Genomic DNA, 20,948 nt, shown 5'->3' on the forward strand with positions numbered 1-20,948 from the left:
TCAATGCGTCTGTTCCACACCTCCGACTGGCATCTGGGCCAGAACCTCCATGGCCAGGAGCGGGACTTCGAACATGAGTGTTTCCTGAAATGGCTGCTGGCCCGTCTGGGCGAGCGTACGCCTGATGTGCTGCTGATCGCGGGCGACATCTTCGATACGGTCAACCCGCCGGTCAAAGCCCAGGAGCGCCTGTACGACTTCATCGTCAGCGCCCATGAGCGCAACCCGCAGTTGACCATCGTCATGATCGCGGGCAACCACGACTCCGGCTCACGCATCGAGCTGCCCGCCCCGCTGATGCGCCGCCTGCGCACCCACGCGCTAGGCCGCGTGCTGTGGCTCGACGACGGGGTGCTTGACGTAGAACGCCTGCTGTTGCCGCTCACCAACCCCAAGGGCAAGGTGCTGGGCTGGTGCCTGGCGCTGCCGTTCCTGCGCCCGGCGGAAGTGACCGGCCCGGCCTTGGGCGACAACTACTTGCACGGCATCGGCCAGGTGCATGAGAAGCTCATCGCTGCCGCTCAGCAGAAACGCAAGAAAGGCCAGCCGCTGATCGCCATCAGTCACGCGCACATGGCAGGCGGCTCCGTTTCAGAGGACTCCGAGCGCAGCCTGATCATCGGCAACGCCGAAGCCTTGCCCGCCAGCTTGTTCGGCGACGCCATCACCTATGTCGCGCTGGGGCACCTGCACAAACCGCAGAAGGTCAACGGCGAGAATCGCATTCGCTACAGCGGCTCGCCGATTCCATTGTCATTCTCGGAAATTGGCTACCAGCACCAGATCCTGGAAATCGAGTGCGAGGGCGAAAAACTGGTCAGCGTCCAACCCATGCTGATCCCTCGGGCAGTCAATCTGCAACGGGTCGGGCCCGCGCCCCTGGCGGAACTGTTGCTGCAGCTCAAGGACTTGCCGGATATCGACCTACTGGCCGACGTTGACCGCCAGCCATGGCTGGAGGTACGGGTCAAGCTGGATGAGCCGCAGCCGGACCTGCGCAATCAGATCGAAGCCGCCCTGGAAAACAAGGCCGTGCGGCTGGTGCGGATCGCCGCCGAATACGCGGGGAAAGGCCCTCGCCCCGACGAAGACGCGCGCGACTTGATCGAATTGAACCAGCTCACGCCGCAAGAACTGTTCAGTCGCGCCTGGCTCGACAGCTACGGGACGGAGGTGGATGAGCAGACCTTGCAGGACTTCGCCACCCTGCTGCAGGACGTGCAGCTCGAGGGTGAGCAGCCATGAAGATCCTCGCCATTCGCCTGAAAAACCTGGCCTCTCTGGCCGGCCCTTTCGAACTGGACTTCACCGCCGAGCCACTGGCCAGCGCCGGTTTGTTCGCCATCACCGGCCCGACCGGCGCGGGCAAGAGCACCCTGCTCGACGCCTTGTGCCTGGCGTTGTTCGGGGCGATTCCGCGGCTGAACGATATCGGCCAGTCGCGCGTGCCGGAAATCGACGGTGACATCAGCACGGCCGACCCGCGCAACCTGCTGCGTCGCGGCACCGGCAGCGGTTACGCCGAGGTGGACTTCGTCGGCATCGACAAGCGCCGTTACCGCGCGCGCTGGGAAACCAACCGCGCCCGCGACAATGCGACGAAAAAGCTGCAACAGAGCCGCCAAACCCTGACCGATCTGGACAGCGATCAGATCCTCAGCAGCCAGAACAAAACCGAATACAAAACCTTGCTCGAAGCCCGACTGGGCCTGAACTTCGAACAGTTCACCCGCGCTGTGATGCTGGCCCAAAGCGAATTCAGTGCCTTCCTCAAGGCCGACGACCGTGAGCGCAGTGAACTGCTGGAAAAGCTGACGGACACGGCGATCTACAGCCATTTAGGGCGACGCGCCTACAGCAAGAGCAAGGAAGCCGAAGAGGCGCTGAAAGCCCTCAATGCCCAGGCAGGCAATCTCGCTCCTCTGGACGCGGAGCAGCGCACCGTGCTGGAAGGCCGTTTCAACGACGCGCAGCAACAGTTGAAGCTGGCTCAGGCGCAGTTACGGCAACTGGAGCTGAAACAACAATGGCTCAGCGAATTGAACCGTCTACGTGACGGTCATCTGGCCGCCAACGAACAGCTCACTCGCGCGCAACAAACCTGGGAAGGCCTGAGCGATGAACGCCAGCAACTGACCCGGCTGGAACGGCTCGCGCCCCAACGGCACTTGTTCGGCCAACGTCAGAAGCTCGACCTTCAGTTGACAACGCTCGCCTCACAGGTTCGAGAGCACCTTCAAGCGCACTCAAGCGCCCAAGCCACGCTCTCGGATCTGGAGACGCGCAGCGCCGCCGACCAGCTTGCGTTGCAACAGGCACAGGAACAGCAACACGCCGCCAGACCGGCGCTGAACGAAGCGTTCGAGCAACAGGTTCAGCTCAATCACCTGAACGACGAACTGCATCACCTCAGTGAACAGGCCCGGGTTGCCGGTCAGGCAAGCCAGGACGGGCAGGCCGCGCTCGACCAGTTGAACGAGAAGCAGCAACACGTCGAAGCGCGCCTGCACACCATTGCCGAGCACTTGGAAAACAGCGCGGCGCTGGACGCCCTGAGTCAGTCGTGGGTCGCCTACCGCCCTCGCCTGCAACAGGTCGTGCTGGTCAGCGCGCGGCTGAATAAGGGCCGCGACGAGCTGCCTGCGCTGGAGCAGGCCTCTACCCTCGCCGAGCAGGCGTTGAGCGAGCGTCGCACCGCCTTGCAGGCGTTGTATGACGACGCCGAAGTCAAAGCCGACGCAGTGAGTCAAGAGATTGAGCGGCTCGGGCAACTGTTGCAGGACAACCGTCAGCAGCACAGCGCCAGTGACGCATTGGAGCGCTTGTGGCAGCGGCATCAGGACATCGCCGAACGTTTGAGTACAGTGCAGAGCCAGCAACAACGGGCCACCGAGCGTCGCGCCCAAGGCATTGCCAAAGGTTTGCAGCTCAAAAGCGAACACGACGCCGCCGAGCAGGCGCTCAAGACCACCGTGGAGTTGCTGCAACGTCAGCGTCTGGCTCTCAGCGCCAGCGTCGAGCAATTGCGCGAGCAACTGGTGGATCACCAGCCCTGCCCTGTCTGCGGCAGCGAAGAACACCCGTACCACCAGTCCGATGCCCTGCTGCAGGCGTTGTCCGGCCACGATGAAAACGAAGAAGCCATGGCTCGTCAGAAGGTCAGTCGGCTGAGCGAACAACTCGCCGAACTGCGTGCCGAAGTGGGCGAACTGAACCTTCAGCTCAAACAGTCCAAACCGCAGCTGGACCAACTCGACGAGCAACTGCAGAAGCTGACGCCGGAGCTGCAAGCCCATCCTCTGTATCCCCGCCTGCTTGAGCAACCCGAACACCTGCGCAGCGATTGGCTGAGCGAGCGTCTGCACCAATTGGCCCAAGAGGTGCTCAGCGCCGAGCAACGCCAGGCCCGACTGTTGAAAGTGCAGCGCGACGCCGAAGCCCTTCAGCAGCAAGTCCAGGACGCCCGGGAAGCCAGTCAACAGGCGATGAAACTGTTGGAGGATCAACAGCGCAGCATTTCCCAGGACAACCTGGCGTTCGAAACAGCGCTGCAGGAGTTCGAGCCCTTGCTGCCGAGCGAAAGCCTGACGGCGTGGCGCGCCTCGGCCACCGAAAGCTTCGTGCAACTGGACACCGCCATCGCTCAACGCATTCAGCACCTCGATCAACAGAAGGACGAGCAGCAGGAACATGCTGCGCGGGCGCAGCACCTCGAGCGTGAGCGATTTGCCCAAGAAGGTCGTCAGCAGCAGTATCAAGACCTGCAAAAGCGTGTCGAACAGCGCCAACAGCATCAGCAGTCGGTGCAGCAACGCTTGCAGGGCCTCTTGGGCGGACACGCCAGTGCCGAGCAATGGCAACAGCATCTGGAACAAGCCGTCGAATCAGCGCGCCAAGCTCAGACGAATACCGCTGAAGCCTTAAAACACGCCCGCAGCGGCTTGATCAAACTGACCGCTGAGCTGGAAGGCGAACAACAGCGCCAGCGCGTGCTCGAACAGGAAGTCGCCGATCTCGACAGCCAGATCACGGCCTGGCGCGATGAGCACGGTGAACAGGACGACGCGGCGCTGGACGTGCTGCTGAGCCTGAGCGACGACGGTGTCACCCAGCTCCGTCAGCGGTTGCAACAGAGCGAAAAGGCACTGGAACAGGCGAAGGTTCTGGTGCAAGAGCGCGAGACGCAGGTCCAGCAGCATCAGGCGCAACACAGCGACCTCAGCGATGCCAGGCAACTGTTGGAAGCCGTGGAGGAAGCTCAATCGAAAACAGCGATCCATGACCAATCCTGCGCCGACCTGCGCGCGCAGCTCAGCGAGGATGATCGCCGCCGCGACGCCAGCCGCGAGCTGCAGGCGCGGATCGCTGCCGCTGCGTCCGAATACCAGCGTTGGGGTCGCATCAGCGCATTGGTCGGCTCGGCCAACGGTGACACCTTCCGCAAAATCGCTCAGGCGTACAACCTGGATTTGCTGGTGCACCACGCCAATGCCCAACTCAAGCAACTAGTGCGTCGCTATCGCCTTAAACGCGGCGGCAGCCTGCTGGGCTTGTTGGTGATGGACACCGAAATGGGCGACGAGCTGCGCTCGGTCCACTCCCTGTCAGGCGGGGAGACGTTCCTGGTGTCACTGGCGCTGGCCTTGGGTCTGGCCTCCATGGCATCGAGCACGCTGAGGATCGAATCGCTGTTCATCGACGAGGGCTTTGGCAGCCTCGACCCTGAATCGCTGCAACTGGCCATGGACGCCCTCGACGGATTGCAGGCTCAAGGCCGCAAAGTCGGCGTCATTTCTCACGTCCAGGAAATGCACGAACGCATCCCGGTGCAGATTCAGGTCCGTCGCCAAGGCAATGGGCTCAGTACGCTAGAAGTCACTTCGTGACGGCCATGTGCTCGCGCGATTATCGTCCCCAGGCCCTGCTTGAGGACGATCACGATCGCGGGCACGCACGCACTTCGGCCAGACGCGTGGCCTGGATGAATCGCTAGGCCACCGACCACTGGAAGATCGTCGAAAACAGCTCACCCTGTTTGGGCGGTGGATGGCCTGCGGTCAATCGCTGGGCCCGCAGCATCTCGATGTCCTGCGCGACCTCCGTCTTGAACTCCATGCTCCGAGCCACACCGCCGACCGATCCCTCGCCATGGCCCAGCAACGAGCACCCGTTGTTGATGAGGGCGAAAAACACAATGACCCAAAAGTTGGCGCCTCTCACGATGCACGCCCCTTCGCCTGATCGGCTGCACGGTCCAGTGCAACGACAGACGACTGCGCGGCCACCGATGAAGGTTCGCCTAAGTGTGGATTCAGACTGACGACAGTGACCACTGCGATGAAAACGACATACAAAGCGATGGCGGTATAAGCGCCCTGTTTAAGTGAATGAAGAATGGCAGTGGCCATGACAGCAGCTCCAGGATGTTTCTTTTCTGGCGGCAAGAATGCCCGGCGCGCGTGATATTGAAAAACGATAAGGAACGATTCAAAAGATCAACCAAGTTGATTATTAACGAAGTAAATCCAGCCAATAGAGCGGCTCTTACGCTGCGAATGATGGCTTAGGAAATCCATTCCCTTGCCTTCACACGGCCTATCAGAAGCTTCCTTCGATATCTATGGCACCTCTCCGACAGACGACAACTTCCTAACCAATTAAATTGCGCCCCTCTCGCTAGAGCCAATAATAATCATTATCATCATTCCCTGCTGAAGAGGGTGTGATGATGAATTACCAAGGATTCGAATGTGATCGCAGCGCCTTTTTCAATTCCCGACACAATCCTCACTCAATGGGGGATAGCCATAGATCATCCCTCTTTCAAAAAATACGATATTGATGCACCGCGACTGAATCACGCCGCTCATACCTCATCGCAACGAAGCTTGCAGAGACTGTTACAAGCACTATTGAGAGAGGGCATATTAAGTTCGGACTCACTAGAGAGAATCCCCCACGGCTATCGCTTAGCGTTGAGCCCTACACACCATTTGGTATTCGATGGCCTCATCCAACACCGGATGAATGCGTGGTCGCTGACGGGTGGCATATATAGCCACCCATACGACCAACCTGTCGCGCGTGTTTACCTCCCTGCGCAACTCCTTGACTTGCTTCTACCTGCGCTGACCCTCTCCACAAACATTAATTCTCTTGTTCGGCTTTCAGAGGAAATCGATAACAGCTTCATGAATGACACCCTATGTATTGCCTTTCATGATGCCTGGAGTACACGTCTTAAAAATGCCTACATCAAAAATAACACCCGCTCGTTCTTAGCCGGGCTGAGAAGAGAAAACGCCATCAATGTCAGCCTGCTTCTGGAGCAGTGGGGGACAACGGGACATCCATGGCATCCCAACTGTAAAACCAAATTGGGGTTAGCAACCTCAGAAGTCATTGATTACTCGCCGGAGTTCGAATCGAGCTTCAATGTCTTGCTGTACGCCGTACACAGAGACTTCATGCATATCGAATCACTCCCTGATTTCCCGGACTACTCATCCGAGCTGATGCGCTGGCTCCCCGGACCCATGCATGAACTGGGCAGACAGCTTGAAGCGATGGCGTTGAACGCTCACGACTACATCGCCTTGCCTGTCCACCCATGGCAGGCCGAGAAGACATTACCCAAACTCTTTGCCGCTGAAATCCGAGATCAACTATTAATCGTCACCCGGATAACCGCATTCATCGCACACCCCACGATGTCCTTTCGTACGGTTTTACCCGAAGCCAGCGCCCCCGCCCCGATGGTCAAACTACCTGTAGGTCTGGGCCTGACCAGTGCTCAACGTACGGTCTCACCAAGGTCTGCATGCATGGGGCCGAGGGTATCGGCTCTGTTGATGAAGATATTGAAGAGCGAGCCTGGCCTTCAGAAGAAACTGACGATAGTCGCTGAACACACTGGCTTGCATTTCCGCGCGCCTGGCGTTTCTGACGACCGCGCACGCCACCTGTCTGCGCTTTACCGGGCAAACCTGAGCGACTCCCTTGAGCCGGGAGAAATCGCGATTCCTGTTGGCAGTCTGTTCGCCATGGACCACGAGCATCAACCACTCCTACGTCACTGGGTGTCGTTATCCGAAGGCACTGATACCACGCAGGCCGTCTTGCAGTTCCTGGACTGTTACCTGTACGCCGCCTTACCAGGAATTCTCGGAATGTATGTGCTGTACGGCGTCGCCTTTGAAGCCCACCAGCAAAACAGCCTCATGATCATGGGAGCGGACGGGCATCCCTCTCGCCTGTTGCTGCGTGATTTCGGTGACATTCGGATCGATAAAACAACCCTGCATCAGCGTGGGTTCGATCTGCAACTGGAAGACTCGGAAATGACACTGTATGACGACGCCAGCATCGTTAGAGACAAACTGCTGCACGCCGCTTTCATGTGCCACTTCGGCGAACTGCTTCTACTGATTGCCCAGCATTGGGCGGTCGCTGAATCGGATCTGTGGGAGGTCCTCAGTGCTCACGTCAACTGCTGCTTCGACGATTTAAGGGAGCGAGCGGAACCTCAACGTTGGCAAACCGAAAGGGCTGCTTTGCTGATTCACGACTGGCCCGCGAAATCACTCCTTCGAATGCGTCTGGTTGACAGCCGTACCGACATCACAGGGCGTCTGAAAAACCCATTGAACCATGACCTTCATGCGGTTTGAGCCAAGCGGGATGCCCGCGATGCTCTTTACACCCTCATGGGGCCAATCGGGAGATCGTGTCGGACACTTATCGATGATCGTCCGCGCCATTCGTTAAACCCACGCTCCCGTGTTCCCGTCCAGCCCAATACCAGTCGGCGACATCCCACAATGACAAAACACACATTCACCTTTCTTCTGCCTCTGTTCGGTTACGTCACTCTCCCGTTAGCGGCCGAACGAAGCGAAAACACCCAAACGCCCGGCGCGATCAATCTTTCTGAAGTGGTCGTGTCTGCGACGCGAGCCCGGGAAAATATCGCGTCGATCCCAGGTTCTGTGCAGGTCATCCATGCCGAGCAGATTCGCCAGCAAAGCATGGCCGGGCGGAGGGTGTCGGACATCATCGGACAATTGGTACCGGGACTTGCCCCTGGGACAGGAGGCATGAGCAACTTCAGCCAGTCACTGCGAGGGCGTGGCCTACTGGTACTGATTGACGGGGTATCACAGCAATCGACCAGGGACAATTACCGGCAGTTGAACAGCATCGCTGCCGACAGCATCGAGCGTATCGAGGTGGTTTCAGGCGCCAGCAGCATTAATGGCGCGGGAGCATCAGGGGGGACCATCAACATCATCACCAAACGCAACAACGGAGAAGCGCTCGGATTCAGCAGCAAAGTCGGCGTAGCGACCGGGAACACGCTTCGCTCTGGAGGGGTGTCTTATGACGTCTTCCAAAGCGCCACGGGGCAATCAGGTGCGTGGGACGGATATTTTTCGGCAGCACTTAGCCAGCGCAACGATCAATTCGATGGCAACGGTAAACGTATTGCGCAGGACACGTCGCAGGGCAGCAACATGGACACCAAAACGTATGACCTACTGGCCCGATTCGGTTATGCACTCGACGCCACACGCGCACTCAAGTTGGGGTTGCAAGACTATAAGGACCAACAACATACCCGCTACATCAAGGATCCGAAAAACCTGAGTGAAGCCGTAGCAGTCAAGGGCCTCGATTTGGAGGATCAGCCTTATACGCACAAACAGGCCATCAATCTGAGCTACACCGACAACGAATTTTTTGCGCAGGACCTGCAAATGGAAGGTTACTGGCGGCGTAGCGATGCACTCTTTTTTCCTGCCGTTCGTCGGGGTAAGGCAGGTTTCTCCGATAACAACAGCGTGCAGGATGTGTACGGCTTACGCGCTGCGATCCAATCTGCTCTCCCTGACATTGGACGCGCCACAGGTCGGGTTGTGTGGGGGGCTGATTATGACCACGAACGCTCCCGCCAGCGTGCTGACCAGTACATGATCGATGGGCTGACCTATCGTAAGACCGGCACCACGTATGAGTTGGGGCCTGACCTCATCACCACTACCCAGGCAATATTTGCCCAAGCGTCCTATGAACTGGGCGATTGGACGCTGCGCAGCGGGGTACGCAGAACCTGGATTGAAAGTGATGTCAGTGACAGCATCGCTTATGGCGAAATTGTACGAACCGGGCGCTGGTCGACGCTGCCCGGCGAGACCCTTAAATACGACGCCACACTTTACAACGCGGGTGCGGTGTATCGGTTGGACGAGACACAGGAAGTCTTCGCCAATTTCAGCCAAGGCTTCTCACTGCCCGATATCCAACGTTACTTGCGTGAAGTCAGCAGTACGTATGACATCAGCCAACTCAACGCACAGGCGTTGAAGGTCAATAGCCATGAATTGGGCTGGCGCGCAACGGTAGACAGATGGCAAAGTCAGATCACCGTGTATGAGAACACCTCTGACGTCACGCAGTTCTACGACGCACAAACCCGGGCGTTGCGTCTGATCAATCAGAAAGAACGGGTGCGAGGATTTGAAGTCGATCTGCAGCATCGATTGACTGACGCATTGATGACCGGTGGAACTTACGCGTGGACGAAGGGAGAAACGCGCCAAACCGGGAAATGGGTCGACCTGCCCGCGACACGCGTATCACCCGCCAAAACCACAGTCTTTGCCGAATATGCACCTGATCGTTATTCGGTTCGGCTCCAAGCCCTTCACCTCGGCAACTATGACGCCGCCTCGAAAGACAACAACGGGCGCAAAATCAGCGGCTATACAGTCTTCGATCTGATGGGGTCGACGTCTTTGTCGGTGGGACGGCTGGAGGGCGGAATCTACAACCTGTGTAATCGCCAATACTATTCACTGTTCAGTCAGGCAACGTCACGTGCGCCTTACGCACACGCCCAAGGCCGGACATTGGGCGTTAGTTACGCACTGGACTTCTAAGCTACCCACTCTGTCTTTTTTGCGCATAAAAAAATCCCCGTCGCTTAGTCAGCTGACGGGGACCAAAGGGAGGGAATTCAACGCTTTCGCGAGCAAGCTCGCCCACATTTGACACATGGCCTGACACGCAGTGGTCAGTGGGTCGCGTCAACCTGTTGAAGGCGAAGTTGCTCGCGAAAGCGTTCTTTCAGTGCAGACAATCCATTATTTCCGGCGAGGATGACCAAGTTGGTCAGGAACCCATTCCCCAGTTTCGTGTGCATCGTAGATGGGGAATGGGTTCATCGGATCAGGGTTATTCATTGCTGAGTCTTATGATCCAGAGCGGCGTAGAAGTTGGCACTTTGCTGCAGGTATTTCGGGGTGTAGCTCTGGGTCGATGCCACTTTCTTTTCCGCAACTTCAACGCTGGCACTGGCAGGCAATGCGACAGAAGCGGAGATGGCAGAGGCGGCGATGATGGAGAAGAGATTGAAGTTCATGATGCATACCTCGGTGTCGTGTTTCGTTTCAAGTCTTGACCGTCGTGGCCGTGGAATGAAAGTTACGCCCGAGCTGCTTTCAGAAAAAATCTTTTCTGCCACTAGCCCATATCACGCCAATTAATACATGGCTGCAGCCCTTGTTCTTTAAGGGCTGCAGCCTGCGGCAATGTGTCGCTCCGAATGACTTAGCGGGTCAGAAAGCGGAAATCCGAGGGTGAATCGAAGTCGATTTTCTGCACGGTCTCGCCCAGAAGACCGGTTTGGGCGTCGAAGCGAACAGTGACGATCTGGTTGCTTTTCTGATTGGCGATCAATACGAAATGGCCGCTGGGGTCGAAGGCGAATTCACGAGGCTCTTTGCCTTCCACGGAGCGGCGCTGGATCTCTTTCAACTGCCCGTTCTTGGCGTCGATGCTGAACACCAGCAACTCGTTGACCTCACCCCGGTTGGCCACGTACAGAAACCTGCCGTCCGGCGATGTGTGCAGGCCGCCGGCAGCGCGGTATTGCTGGCCGTCCTGCTTGGCCAAGTCCACCAGTTGCGTACGTTTGAACACGCCGTCGTGATAATCGAACACCGCGACTTGGGCGCTCATTTCCGTGGTCAGCCAAGCGTGTTTCCCATCTTTGCTGAACAGCAGATGGCGTGGGCCGCTCCCGGGTGGCAGCTCCACGGCGGGCATTTTGGCAGGTTTGAGGGGCTGGGCCTGTTGAGGGTCATAGTTGAAAACGAACAGCTTGTCGGCACCCAGGTCCATCGCGACCAGGTATTTGCCATCCGGCGTGGGCACTGCCGCGTGCACATGGGACGACGCTTGGCGCTCGGGATTGACCTTGCTCGCGGGGTGGGTGGCGGTCTGAACGACCGGGGCCAGTTTGCCGTCCTTGCCCACGGGTACTACCGCCAGGGAACCCCCCGGATCGGGATGGACTGCATAGTTGGCGACGAACAGGAAACGCCCGTCAGCGCTCAGGTTGGAGTGAGTAGGCTCTTCGCCTTTGCTGTCGATCTGATTGATGAACGAAACGGCGTGGGTTTTGGGGTCAATGGAAAAGCTGCTGACTTTGCCCACCACGTCAGTCTGGCCTGGGCCGTTTTCGTTGACGGCGAACAGATGACGCTGGTCCTTGGAGAGGGTGAGCCAAGAGGGGTTCTCGCTTTTGATCACTTGGCGCGGGGAGGCATCGAGCTGCCCGCTTTGCGTATTGAAGCCATAGCGGTAAATACCTTCGCTGGCACCGGCAGTATAAGCGCCGACCAGCACATCGTAATCGGTCATGGTTTTAGCCTGAGCGGAAAGAGCGGTAAGGCTGCTGGCAAGCACCAGCCAGGGCAAGAGTCGGGGAGTCATTTGAGCTATCTCGTTGTTGATAGTGTTGGCGCGCGTTCACGCGTGAGTCAGGGCTAAGACAGCGGAGCACGGGAGGTAGTTGCCACCCCCACAGAGCAGACGCGGTGGCCAGGTGTGTCCTTTACGCCGGCGGCACAGCCGCCTTGAAACCGGGGTGTATCAAGCAGAGGGGATGGGCAGGCTTGCCGGTCGCTGCGGGCCAGGCCGTCCGAGTGCGGCCTGGGCAAGCCAAACTCGCGAGTGGAGAACAGCCGTACTCATTCGTCTTCTTCGTCATCCCCCGCCGAGAACGCCTCGAGCACCACGAGGCGGTGGTCGGCGTTACCGTCGTTGATCACCCAGCTTTGCAAGGTCTCGTCGAATTCCGCGGTGTCGACCTGCGCCAGCGAAAAACGCCAGACCTTGCGCTCGCGGCCGTCCATGCTTTCGATTTGCAGCCCTTCGTCGAGGGTGAACTCGAACGCGTGGAGGCCGTCGATTTCCAGCATGCCGTGAGCGGTCAGGGCTTGTTGCAGTACCGCACGCAGATTTTCAGGGGTGGTGGTCATGGCAAGGCTTCGCATAGGGTAAAGCGCGAATGATAGGCCAAAAGTCAGTCGCGCTCCCAGACAATCGACCCGTCATTCGGCGCTGGCCTCCTTCGCGTAATAGCGCGCCGGTATGCCCCAGACGATCAGGGCGATTGCCAACACGCTCACGGCGAAAAGTGCGAACAACGCCGGTGTGGCCGTGCCAGTGAGGTCTTTGATCCGCCCCACCATGAACGGCGCAATGATGCCGCCTAGCTGGCCCAGGGAGTTGATCAGCGCGATCCCAGCGGCGGCCGCGATACCGGTCAGAAAACGCGGCGGGATGGTCCAGAAGATCGGCATCCAGGCGATGATGCCGGTCATGATCAGCGTCATCCCGATCATCAGTGGCAACAACTGCGCTGGAAACAGCGCACAGACCAAGTAGCCGAGCGCCGTGAGGGTGGCACAGCCTGCCATGTGCCAGCGACGCTCGCGATGGCGGTCGGAACTGGCGCCGATCAGCAGGTTGCCGATGACCGCCCCGAGATAAGGAATGACGGTCAGCAGCCCGATGTTCATCGTGTCCACCACGCCCGCGCTCTTGATCAGTTGTGGCATCCAGAACAACAGCCCTGTCAGCGCCATGACCAGGCACAAATAGATCGCCGACATCACATACGTGGTCGGGTGCTTCCAGATGTCCTTGACCGTTTGCGATGTGGCAGGCCGGGATTCGTTGGCCATGCGCGCCAGCACCACCTGCTTTTCCTGAGCGCTGAGCCAGGGGGCGTCTTCGATCCGGTCCTTGACCAGCCAGAACACCACCCCGCCGAGCAGCACCGAAGGGATGCCTTCCAGCAAGAACAACCAGCGCCAGCCCGCCATGCCCATGACGCCATCGAAGTGACCGAGAATCAACCCGGCGATCGGACCACCCACGATTCCACACAGGCAAATGGAGCTCTTGAAATAGGAATTGACCCGCGCCCGGCGGGTGCTTGGGTACCACTGTGTGAAGAAATACAGCACCCCTGGGACGAAGCCCGCCTCCATGACGCCAATCAGGAAGCGCAGCGTGTAGAACCAGAATTCGGTCTGCACGAACATCATGCACGCCGATGCGACACCCCAAGACACCATGATGCGAGCGATCCAGATTCGCGCGCCGATCTTGTGCAGCAAGACATTGCTGGGCACTTCGAACAGGAAGTACCCCACGAAAAACAGACTGGCGCCCAAGCCGTAAACCGTCTCGCTGAACCCCAGGTCACTGGCCATCTGCAGTTTGGCGAAGCTGATGTTCACCCGGTCCAGGTAAGCGAAGAGAAAACAGCAGATGAACAGCGGCACGATGCGCCAACTGACCTTGCGGTAGATGCGGTCTTCCAGCGCATCGGTGTCGACCTGTTCCAGCGGGATAGCGTTGGCAGTCATGGGGCGCACCTCGATTGTTTTTATAGATGTATCGGTGTTGCTCGCTCCCACGCTCAAGGCTGCAGCGTCTGACGTGACGCGCAGCGTTTGGCGCGTGGGAGCGATCGATTACCAGCCGTGGGTGGTATTGACGCCATCCACCAGCCGCTGAATGCCCAGGGGGTTCGCATTTTTCAGGGCATCAGGCAGCGCACTGTCGGGGTAATTCTGGAAACACACGGGCCGCAAGTAGCGGTCGATCGCCAGGGTGCCGACCGACGTGCCTCGAGCATCGGACGTGGCGGGGTACGGGCCGCCGTGGACCATGGCATCAACCACTTCGACGCCGGTGGGATAGCCGTTGATGAGGATGCGCCCCACCTTCTGCTCCAGTAGCCCGGTCAGTTCGCTGAAACGCTGCAGATCATCGCCGTCGACCAGCAACGTTGCGGTGAGCTGACCATGCAAGCCGAGCAAGGCGTCGGTGAGCTGGGCCTGATCGGCCACTTCGACAACGATGGACGTCGGGCCGAAGACTTCCTCCTGCAGCAACGCATCGCCCTCCAACAGCAGGCGCACATCAGCTTTGAACAACTGCGGATGAGCTTGATCGCCCTGCTGATGACTGCCAGCCAGTTGCTCGATGCCAGCGTGCGACTGCAGCGCCTTCAGGCCTCGGGTATAGCTGCCCAGAGTGCCGGCGTTGAGCATCGTCTGGGGCGGCTGATCGTTGATCTGATCGGCAAGACGCTTCTGGAACTCAGTGAAGGCAGGCGAACGCACGCCGATGATCAGGCCGGGGTTGGTGCAGAATTGACCGCAACCTTGCACGATGGAAGCGGCCAGCTCAGTGGCGATGCGTTCACTGCGCGCCTCCAGCGCCTGCGGCAGGATGATCACCGGATTGATGCTCGACATCTCGGCGAACACCGGAATGGGCTGAGGTCGCGCGGCGGCCATGTCACACAGCGCCCGACCGCCTTTGAGCGAACCCGTGAAGCCCACTGCCTGAATGGCCGGATGCTTGACGAGCCACTCGCCGACCCCACCGCCATAGATCATGTTGAAAACGCCATTGGGCATGCCGGTCCTTTCAGCGGCCCGCACCAACGCGCCAGCGACGATTTCCGCGGTGGCCATGTGACCGCTGTGGGCCTTGAATACCACGGGGCAGCCGGCGGCCAAAGCCGACGCCGTGTCACCGCCCGCCGTGGAAAATGCCAACGGAAAGTTGCTGGCGCCGAATACCGCGACGGGGCCCAGGCCGATGCGGTACTGGCGCAAATCGGGACGAGGTGCAGGTTTGCGATCCGGCAGCGGTAGGTCGATGCGCGCGCCGTAGAAATCGCCACGGCGCAAGACCTTGGCGAACAGGCGCATCTGGCCGGTCACGCGGGCACGCTCGCCTTGAATGCGAGCGGTCGGCAGCGCGGTTTCACGGCACACGGTGGCGATGAACTCGTCATCCAGCGCGTCGATTTCGTCGGCAATCGCATCGAGGAACTGTGCGCGTTTTTCTGCGCTCAAGGCGCGGTACATCGGGTAGGCCGATGCAGCGGCTCTGGCGGCGGCGTCCACTTCGGCTTCCGTCGCCTGATGGAAGTCATAGGGAAGATGCTCGCCGGTGTGGGCATCGACGCTGTAGACGATGATGCTGCCTGCGGCGCTACGGGCGCCATTGATGAAATTGTGGCCTGTGATGGGGAACATGAACGGTACTCCGGTGGCGGGGTCGTTCCTCCACAGCGCCTGGCACAAGCTGCAGACGCCTGCACCGAGCGGAGCGGAGGGTTCGCGAGGGCATTGCCCGTCGAACCTAGGAACGATCGAGTTGGCGTTGTCGTTTAAAGCTGTGTGATTCCACCCGGCTGAAACACCGCCTCGGTCGCAGCGATGCCATTGACCAGGGGTGCGCCAAACTCACGCTGGCTGATCTCGAAGTGGTCTCCCGGCCGGGTCTTGACCCCGTCGGCGAAGGACAGCGTCGCCGTGCCGAAGAAATGCACATGCACGTCACCCGGGCGCAGGAACTGGCTGTATTTGAAATGGTGGTATTCGAGGTTCTCCAGGCTGTGGCACATGTTGGCCTCACCACTGAGGAACTCTTTCTCCCACAGCACCTGGCCGTCGCGCAGGATGCGGCTGGTGCCTGCCAGATGCTGCGGCAAGTCGCCGACGCGCAGCTCAGGGCCGAATGAGCAGGCGCGGAGCTTCGAATGCGCCAGATACAAGTAATTCTTGCGCTCCATGATGTGGTCGGAGAACTCGTTGCCGATGGCAAAACCCAGCCGGTAGGGCTTGCCATCGTTGCCGATCACGTACAGGCCGCTCAGTTCCGGTTCCTCACCGGCATCTTCCGAGAACGGCGGTTGCGGGAAGGCCTCGCCGGGGCGCACGACAATGCTGCCGTCCCCTTTGTAGAACCACTCCGGTTGCACCCCTGCCTGACCGGCCTGAGGCTTTCCGCCTTCGATGCCCCATTTGAAGATGCGCATGGTGTCGGTCATGGCCGACTCGTCATTGCCGTGTTGGTGCATCTTGTCCCGGGCCGAGGCGCTGCCCAAGTGGGTCAGGCCCGTGCCGCTGACCAGCAAGTGCGCAGGATCGGGGTGATCCAGCGGCGGCAGGATGCGCAAATCGGCGCGCAATTGCGAATAGTCGTGGCTGTCACCGAGCCCCAGGCTATCGACCTGCTCAGCCAGGGAAATATGTTTATCGATGGCTGCCAAGGCCAGGTCGCGGGTGCTGGTCGCGCCCTGCACTTCACGCACCAGCGCACCGTCCACCAACCCGACACGGCGCTGACCATTACCCAATTCGAATTGAACCAAATGCATGTGAACACTCCTTCTGTGAGCTATGCCACGCCTCGTGATCGCGGACACGCGGTGCCTCGACCCGATGTGGCCGCAATCAAACTGTCAGCGCGAATGGGCGCTGGAGGCGAATTCGCTTTCCGGCAGTACGTGCTTGCGTTCGAGCACGCGGTACACCACACCCGTCAGGATCAAGCCGCACACCATTACGCCCGACAGGAAATAAAGCCCCGTGGCAAGGTTGCCGGTTATTTCTTTCAGCCAGCCGATGACGAATGGCCCAATGTAGCCACCGAGATTGCCCACCGAGTTGATGAGTGCGATGCCCGCAGCCGCGCTGGCGCCGGCGAAGAATCGTCCCGGCAACGTCCAGAAAATTGCGGTGCAGGAAAACAGGGAAAACGCCACCAGGCACAGCGCCGCCAATTGCCACACCGGTGCGCCCAGGTAAGCACTGAAGAACAGGCCCAACGCACCGATGACATACAACACAGCCAAATGGCCGTAGCGGTCATTCAGGCGGTCGGAACTGCGCGGGACGATCAACAAACCAACGATGCCGAAAATGTAGGGCACGGCGGACACGAAACCGGTGACCAGGTCGCTGCCGCCGAACTGTTTGATCAGCGTGGGTAGCCACAAGCCCAACCCGTAAATGCTCAGGGTGACAGGCAAGTAGAACAGCGCCAGTAACAAGACCCGCGAGTCTTTCAGGGCGCGCAACGGATTGCCATGGCGCGTCTGACCGTAGGTGTCCAGGTCACGTTTCAGCTCGCCGGCCAGCCAGTCTTTCTCGACCGGGTCCATCCAGTTGACGTCTTTAGGACCGTCCGGCAACCAGCGCAGCACAGGCCAGGTCAGCAGGATTGCAGGGGCGCCGATGCACAGGAACAACCATTGCCAGCCGTGCAGGCCGCCAATGCCTTCCATGCCCAGCAGCCCGCCGGAAATCGGGCCGGTGATCATCATCGCAATGGGTTGCGAGAGGATGAACAGCCCCAGGATCTTGCCGCGATGGCGGACCGGGAACCACTGGGTGATGTAGTACAGCACGCCGGGGAAGAAGCCAGCTTCCGCCGCGCCGAGCAGAAAGCGCATCACATAGAAGCTGGTCGGCCCCTGTATGAACGCCATGCCCATGGTGATCGCACCCCAGGTGACCATGATCCGCGCAAACCAACGCCGGGCGCCAAACCGTTCGAGCATCAGGTTGCTGGGGATTTCCAACAGAAAGTAGCCGATGAAGAACAGCCCTGCGCCCAGGCCATAAGCGGCATCACCGATGCCGACGTCTGCGCCCATGTGCAATTTGGCGAAGCCCACGGCAGATCGGTCCACATAGGCGATCAGGTACAGCAGGATCAGAAACGGGATGAGTTTCAAGGTGATGCGGCGAATAAGCCTCAGTTCCTGGCTCATGCAAGCGGTCTCCACATTGTTTTTGTTATGGAAGGCTCGGGGCTCGCCTCTGACTTCGTGTGTGCCGAGACTGCAGGAGATTGGCTGACAGGGTCGTCCCTCGATAGGATCCGACTATATAGTAATACTATTTACGGTTACAACACTTCCAATCGCCAGAATTTCGGCCTATTTTACTCACCACGCTAAAAATTAAGTCTTACAATAAGAGTGCTGATTTATGTCTGATTCCAATAAGAAACCTACCCTGCGTTCGGCCCAGTGGTTCGGCACCGCCGACAAGAACGGCTTCATGTACCGCAGCTGGATGAAGAACCAGGGCATCGCCGACCATCAGTTCCACGGCAAACCTATTATCGGCATCTGTAACACCTGGTCCGAACTGACCCCCTGCAACGCCCATTTCCGAACCATCGCCGAGCACGTCAAGCGTGGCGTTATCGAGGCCGGTGGTTTCCCGGTCGAGTTTCCTGTCTTCTCCAACGGCGAATCGAACCTGCGTCCGACTGCCATGCTCACGCGCAACCTGGCGAGCATGGACGTGGAAGAAGCCATCCGCGGTAACCCGATCGACGGCGTGGTATTGCTGACCGGGTGCGACAAGACCACCCCTGCCCTGCTGATGGGCGCGGCCAGTTGCGATGTGCCCGCCATCGTCGTCACCGGCGGGCCTATGCTCAACGGCAAACACAAAGGTAAGGACATCGGCGCGGGCACCATCGTCTGGCAAATGCACGAGTCCTATAAGGCTGGCCAGATCAGCCTCGACGAATTCCTCTCCGCCGAAGCGGGCATGTCCCGGTCGGCAGGCACCTGCAATACCATGGGCACCGCGTCGACCATGGCCTGCATGGCCGAGGCCCTGGGCACTTCATTGCCACATAACGCCGCCATCCCGGCGGTGGACGCTCGCCGCTACGTGCTGGCGCACATGTCAGGCATGCGGGCGGTGCAGATGGTGAACGAAGACCTGCGGCTGTCGAAGATCCTGACCAAAGAAGCCTTCGAAAACGCCATCCGAGTCAACGCGGCGATTGGGGGGTCGACCAATGCGGTGATTCACCTCAAGGCCATCGCGGGGCGCATTGGCGTGGACCTGGAGCTAGACGACTGGACCCGCATCGGCCGCGGCACGCCGACCATTGTCGATCTGCAGCCCTCCGGTCGTTTTCTGATGGAGGAGTTCTACTACGCCGGCGGCCTGCCCGCGGTGCTTCGGCGCATGGACGAAGCCAGTCTGCTGCCCCATCCGAACGCCTTGACGGTCAACGGCAAGAGCCTGCGGGAGAACGTGAAGCATTCGCCGATTTACGGTGAGGACGAAGTCATCCGCGCACTGGACAACCCGATCCGCGCCGATGGTGGGATCTGCGTTCTGCGCGGCAACCTGGCGCCGCAAGGTGCGGTGCTCAAGCCTTCCGCCGCCACGCCGGCGCTGATGCAGCATCGAGGGCGTGCCGTGGTGTTCGACAATTTCGATATCTATAAAGAGCGCATCAACGACCCGAACCTGGACGTGGACGCCAACAGCATTCTGGTCATGAAGAACTGCGGACCGAAGGGTTATCCGGGGATGGCCGAAGTGGGCAACATGGGCCTGCCTGCCAAGCTGCTGGCGCAGGGCGTAACCGACATGGTGCGTATTTCCGACGCGCGCATGAGCGGCACCGCGTACGGCACGGTCGTATTGCACGTTGCGCCGGAGGCGGCAGCGGGTGGGCCGTTGGCGGTGGTGAAGGAAGGCGACTGGATCGAGCTGGACTGCGCCACTGGGCGCCTGCATCTGGACATTTCCCAGGAGGAACTCGATGCGCGTCTCGCCGATTGGCAGGCTCCGCAGCAGAAGCTGATTGGGGGCTATCGTCAGTTGTACATCGACCACGTGATGCAGGCCGATCAAGGCTGTGATTTCGACTTCTTGGTGGGCACCCGCGGGGCTGAGGTGCCACGGCATTCTCATTGAGATCAATGGCCGTAGCCACGCTCAGGCGCCCATCAGACCACAGGGGTGCTGGCGCGGTGTGGCTAAAACTGAGGGCAGATCCGTTTGCGCGTGGGCTGGGAGTTGGTTTCGCCCCTTACGGGCAACTTCCTTGTGGAGCGGTCCTCGGTGTCGGAACCGATGGCTTCGTAGGTATGGCTGAAATCGGGGCAGATCCGTTTGCGCGTGGACTGGGAGCTAGGGTTTCGCCCCTTTACGGGCGACTCCATTTTTGTCTTGGCAAAATGGAGGAAAACCGCTTGCTCCTGGTTTGGCCCTGACTGCGTCAGGGTTCCTTCCCTCCGGTGCCGCTCCGTGGGCCCGCCGCGGACGGCCATCCATGGCCGCGCGGCTTTCGCGGCTCCCGGCCGCTCAACCCACTCCACGACACCTCCGCTCAGCCTGCACCCAAGTCGCGTTCGGCGGTGGCTGGGCTGTTTTTGTAAGGAAGATCAAAAGCGAAGAGCGAAAAGCGGAGCATAGCTTGGTTATCGGCGCTGCTGAGATGGGGGGCAGATCCGTTTGCGCGTGGGCTGGGACCCAGGTTTCGCTCCTTACGAGCGACTCCATTTTGTCTTGGCAAAATGGAGGAAAACCGCTTGCTCCTGGTTTGGCCCTGACTGCGTCAGGGTCCCTTCCCTCCGGCGCCGTTCCGTGGGCACGCCGCGGACGGCCATCCATGGCCGCGCGGCTCTCGCGGCTCCCGGCCGCTCAACCCACTCCACGACACCTCCGCTCAGCCTGCACCCAAGTCGCGTTCGGCGGTGGCTGGGCTGTTTGTGTAGGAAGATCAAAAGCGAAGAGCGAAAAGCAGAGCGTCGTTTGGTTCAGGGTATAGGTTGATCTTGCCTTGCCTTGCCTTGCCTTGCTTTTGCTTTTGCTTTTAGTGCGCGACAGTCCAGACACCACGGACCGCGACTTGGGTGCAGGCCGAGTGGAGGCGTTGCGCAGTGGGTTGAGCGGCCGGGAGCCGCGAAAGCCGCGCGGCCATGGATGGCCGTCCGCGGCGTGCCCACGGAGTAACGCCGGAAG

14 protein-coding genes are annotated in these 20,948 nt (G+C 59.7%); 5 read left to right on the forward strand and 9 right to left on the reverse strand.

All coding sequences use genetic code 11. The features are described from left to right. Positions 1-3: 3 nt before the first annotated feature. Complete coding sequence (locus DBP26_RS12585; protein ID WP_108238193.1) at positions 4-1,245, forward strand: exonuclease SbcCD subunit D C-terminal domain-containing protein; 1,242 nt, start codon at positions 4-6, stop codon at positions 1,243-1,245. Beyond that, entirely contained in the window at positions 1,242-4,886 is a 3,645-nt protein-coding gene (locus tag DBP26_RS12590; protein WP_108238192.1) for an AAA family ATPase, read from the forward strand. Before DBP26_RS12585 ends, DBP26_RS12590 begins: the two co-directional genes overlap by 4 nt. Before the next feature lie 103 nt (positions 4,887-4,989). On the opposite strand, the gene DBP26_RS12595 is transcribed toward DBP26_RS12590, so the two are convergent. Beyond that, positions 4,990-5,220, reverse strand: a complete 231-nt coding sequence (locus DBP26_RS12595) for a hypothetical protein (RefSeq protein WP_108238191.1) — start codon at positions 5,218-5,220, stop codon at positions 4,990-4,992. Then, complete coding sequence (locus DBP26_RS12600) at positions 5,217-5,408, reverse strand: hypothetical protein (protein ID WP_108238190.1); 192 nt, start codon at positions 5,406-5,408, stop codon at positions 5,217-5,219. Before DBP26_RS12600 ends, DBP26_RS12595 begins: the two co-directional genes overlap by 4 nt. Before the next feature lie 342 nt (positions 5,409-5,750). On the opposite strand from DBP26_RS12600, the gene DBP26_RS12605 reads away from it, so the two are divergent. Together DBP26_RS12605 and DBP26_RS12610 are read left to right on the forward strand one after the other, a co-directional pair. Further along, on the forward strand, positions 5,751-7,670 hold the full coding sequence (locus DBP26_RS12605) for an IucA/IucC family protein (RefSeq protein ID WP_256600485.1): 1,920 nt from the start codon (positions 5,751-5,753) through the stop codon (positions 7,668-7,670). Positions 7,671-7,820: 150 nt separating this feature from the next. Beyond that, positions 7,821-9,938, forward strand: a complete 2,118-nt coding sequence (locus tag DBP26_RS12610) for a TonB-dependent receptor (RefSeq protein ID WP_108238189.1) — start codon at positions 7,821-7,823, stop codon at positions 9,936-9,938. A 299-nt stretch (positions 9,939-10,237) separates the two neighbouring features. Here the strand turns inward: DBP26_RS12610 and DBP26_RS12615 are convergent, their stop codons facing one another. The 7 genes from DBP26_RS12615 to DBP26_RS12645 all read right to left on the reverse strand — a co-directional run bounded on the left by DBP26_RS12615 (position 10,238) and on the right by DBP26_RS12645 (position 17,935). Further along, on the reverse strand, positions 10,238-10,420 hold the full coding sequence (locus DBP26_RS12615) for a hypothetical protein (RefSeq protein ID WP_108238188.1): 183 nt from the start codon (positions 10,418-10,420) through the stop codon (positions 10,238-10,240). A 188-nt stretch (positions 10,421-10,608) separates the two neighbouring features. Then, a complete protein-coding gene (locus tag DBP26_RS12620; protein WP_108238187.1) occupies positions 10,609-11,775 on the reverse strand; it encodes a lactonase family protein in 1,167 nt (388 codons plus the stop codon). A gap of 257 nt (positions 11,776-12,032) precedes the next feature. Further along, on the reverse strand, positions 12,033-12,323 hold the full coding sequence (locus DBP26_RS12625) for a DUF5629 family protein (protein WP_108238186.1): 291 nt from the start codon (positions 12,321-12,323) through the stop codon (positions 12,033-12,035). A 72-nt stretch (positions 12,324-12,395) separates the two neighbouring features. Continuing rightward, entirely contained in the window at positions 12,396-13,721 is a 1,326-nt protein-coding gene (locus tag DBP26_RS12630; protein ID WP_108238185.1) for an MFS transporter, read from the reverse strand. 108 nt (positions 13,722-13,829) lie between these two features. Then, on the reverse strand, positions 13,830-15,410 hold the full coding sequence (locus tag DBP26_RS12635) for an aldehyde dehydrogenase (NADP(+)) (RefSeq protein WP_108238184.1): 1,581 nt from the start codon (positions 15,408-15,410) through the stop codon (positions 13,830-13,832). A 134-nt stretch (positions 15,411-15,544) separates the two neighbouring features. After that, positions 15,545-16,537, reverse strand: coding sequence for an AraD1 family protein (araD1, locus tag DBP26_RS12640; protein WP_108238183.1), 993 nt, complete (start codon positions 16,535-16,537; stop codon positions 15,545-15,547). A gap of 84 nt (positions 16,538-16,621) precedes the next feature. Continuing rightward, the gene (locus DBP26_RS12645) at positions 16,622-17,935 is read right to left on the reverse strand and encodes an MFS transporter (protein ID WP_108238182.1); all 1,314 of its coding nucleotides are present in this window, start codon (positions 17,933-17,935) and stop codon (positions 16,622-16,624) included. Positions 17,936-18,155: 220 nt separating this feature from the next. Here DBP26_RS12645 and DBP26_RS12650 point away from each other — a divergent pair, with 220 nt between their 5' ends. After that, a complete protein-coding gene (locus tag DBP26_RS12650; RefSeq protein WP_108238181.1) occupies positions 18,156-19,898 on the forward strand; it encodes an IlvD/Edd family dehydratase in 1,743 nt (580 codons plus the stop codon). The last annotated feature ends 1,050 nt before the right edge of the window (positions 19,899-20,948 follow it).

This window comes from Pseudomonas sp. RIT409 (genome assembly GCF_003052515.2).
In the GTDB taxonomy this organism is placed as follows: Bacteria; Pseudomonadota; Gammaproteobacteria; order Pseudomonadales; family Pseudomonadaceae; genus Aquipseudomonas.

Coding starts and splice junctions, on each gene's coding strand:
- DBP26_RS12585 (WP_108238193.1), top strand. CDS start 4: ATGCGTCTGTTCCACACCTCCGACTGGCATCTGGGCCAGAACCTCCAT.
- DBP26_RS12590 (WP_108238192.1), top strand. CDS start 1,242: ATGAAGATCCTCGCCATTCGCCTGAAAAACCTGGCCTCTCTGGCCGGC.
- DBP26_RS12600 (WP_108238190.1), bottom strand. CDS start 5,408: ATGGCCACTGCCATTCTTCATTCACTTAAACAGGGCGCTTATACCGCC.
- DBP26_RS12610 (WP_108238189.1), top strand. CDS start 7,821: ATGACAAAACACACATTCACCTTTCTTCTGCCTCTGTTCGGTTACGTC.
- DBP26_RS12615 (WP_108238188.1), bottom strand. CDS start 10,420: ATGAACTTCAATCTCTTCTCCATCATCGCCGCCTCTGCCATCTCCGCT.
- DBP26_RS12620 (WP_108238187.1), bottom strand. CDS start 11,775: ATGACTCCCCGACTCTTGCCCTGGCTGGTGCTTGCCAGCAGCCTTACC.
- DBP26_RS12625 (WP_108238186.1), bottom strand. CDS start 12,323: ATGACCACCACCCCTGAAAATCTGCGTGCGGTACTGCAACAAGCCCTG.
- DBP26_RS12630 (WP_108238185.1), bottom strand. CDS start 13,721: ATGACTGCCAACGCTATCCCGCTGGAACAGGTCGACACCGATGCGCTG.
- DBP26_RS12635 (WP_108238184.1), bottom strand. CDS start 15,410: ATGTTCCCCATCACAGGCCACAATTTCATCAATGGCGCCCGTAGCGCC.
- araD1 (WP_108238183.1), bottom strand. CDS start 16,537: ATGCATTTGGTTCAATTCGAATTGGGTAATGGTCAGCGCCGTGTCGGG.
- DBP26_RS12645 (WP_108238182.1), bottom strand. CDS start 17,935: ATGAGCCAGGAACTGAGGCTTATTCGCCGCATCACCTTGAAACTCATC.
- DBP26_RS12650 (WP_108238181.1), top strand. CDS start 18,156: ATGTCTGATTCCAATAAGAAACCTACCCTGCGTTCGGCCCAGTGGTTC.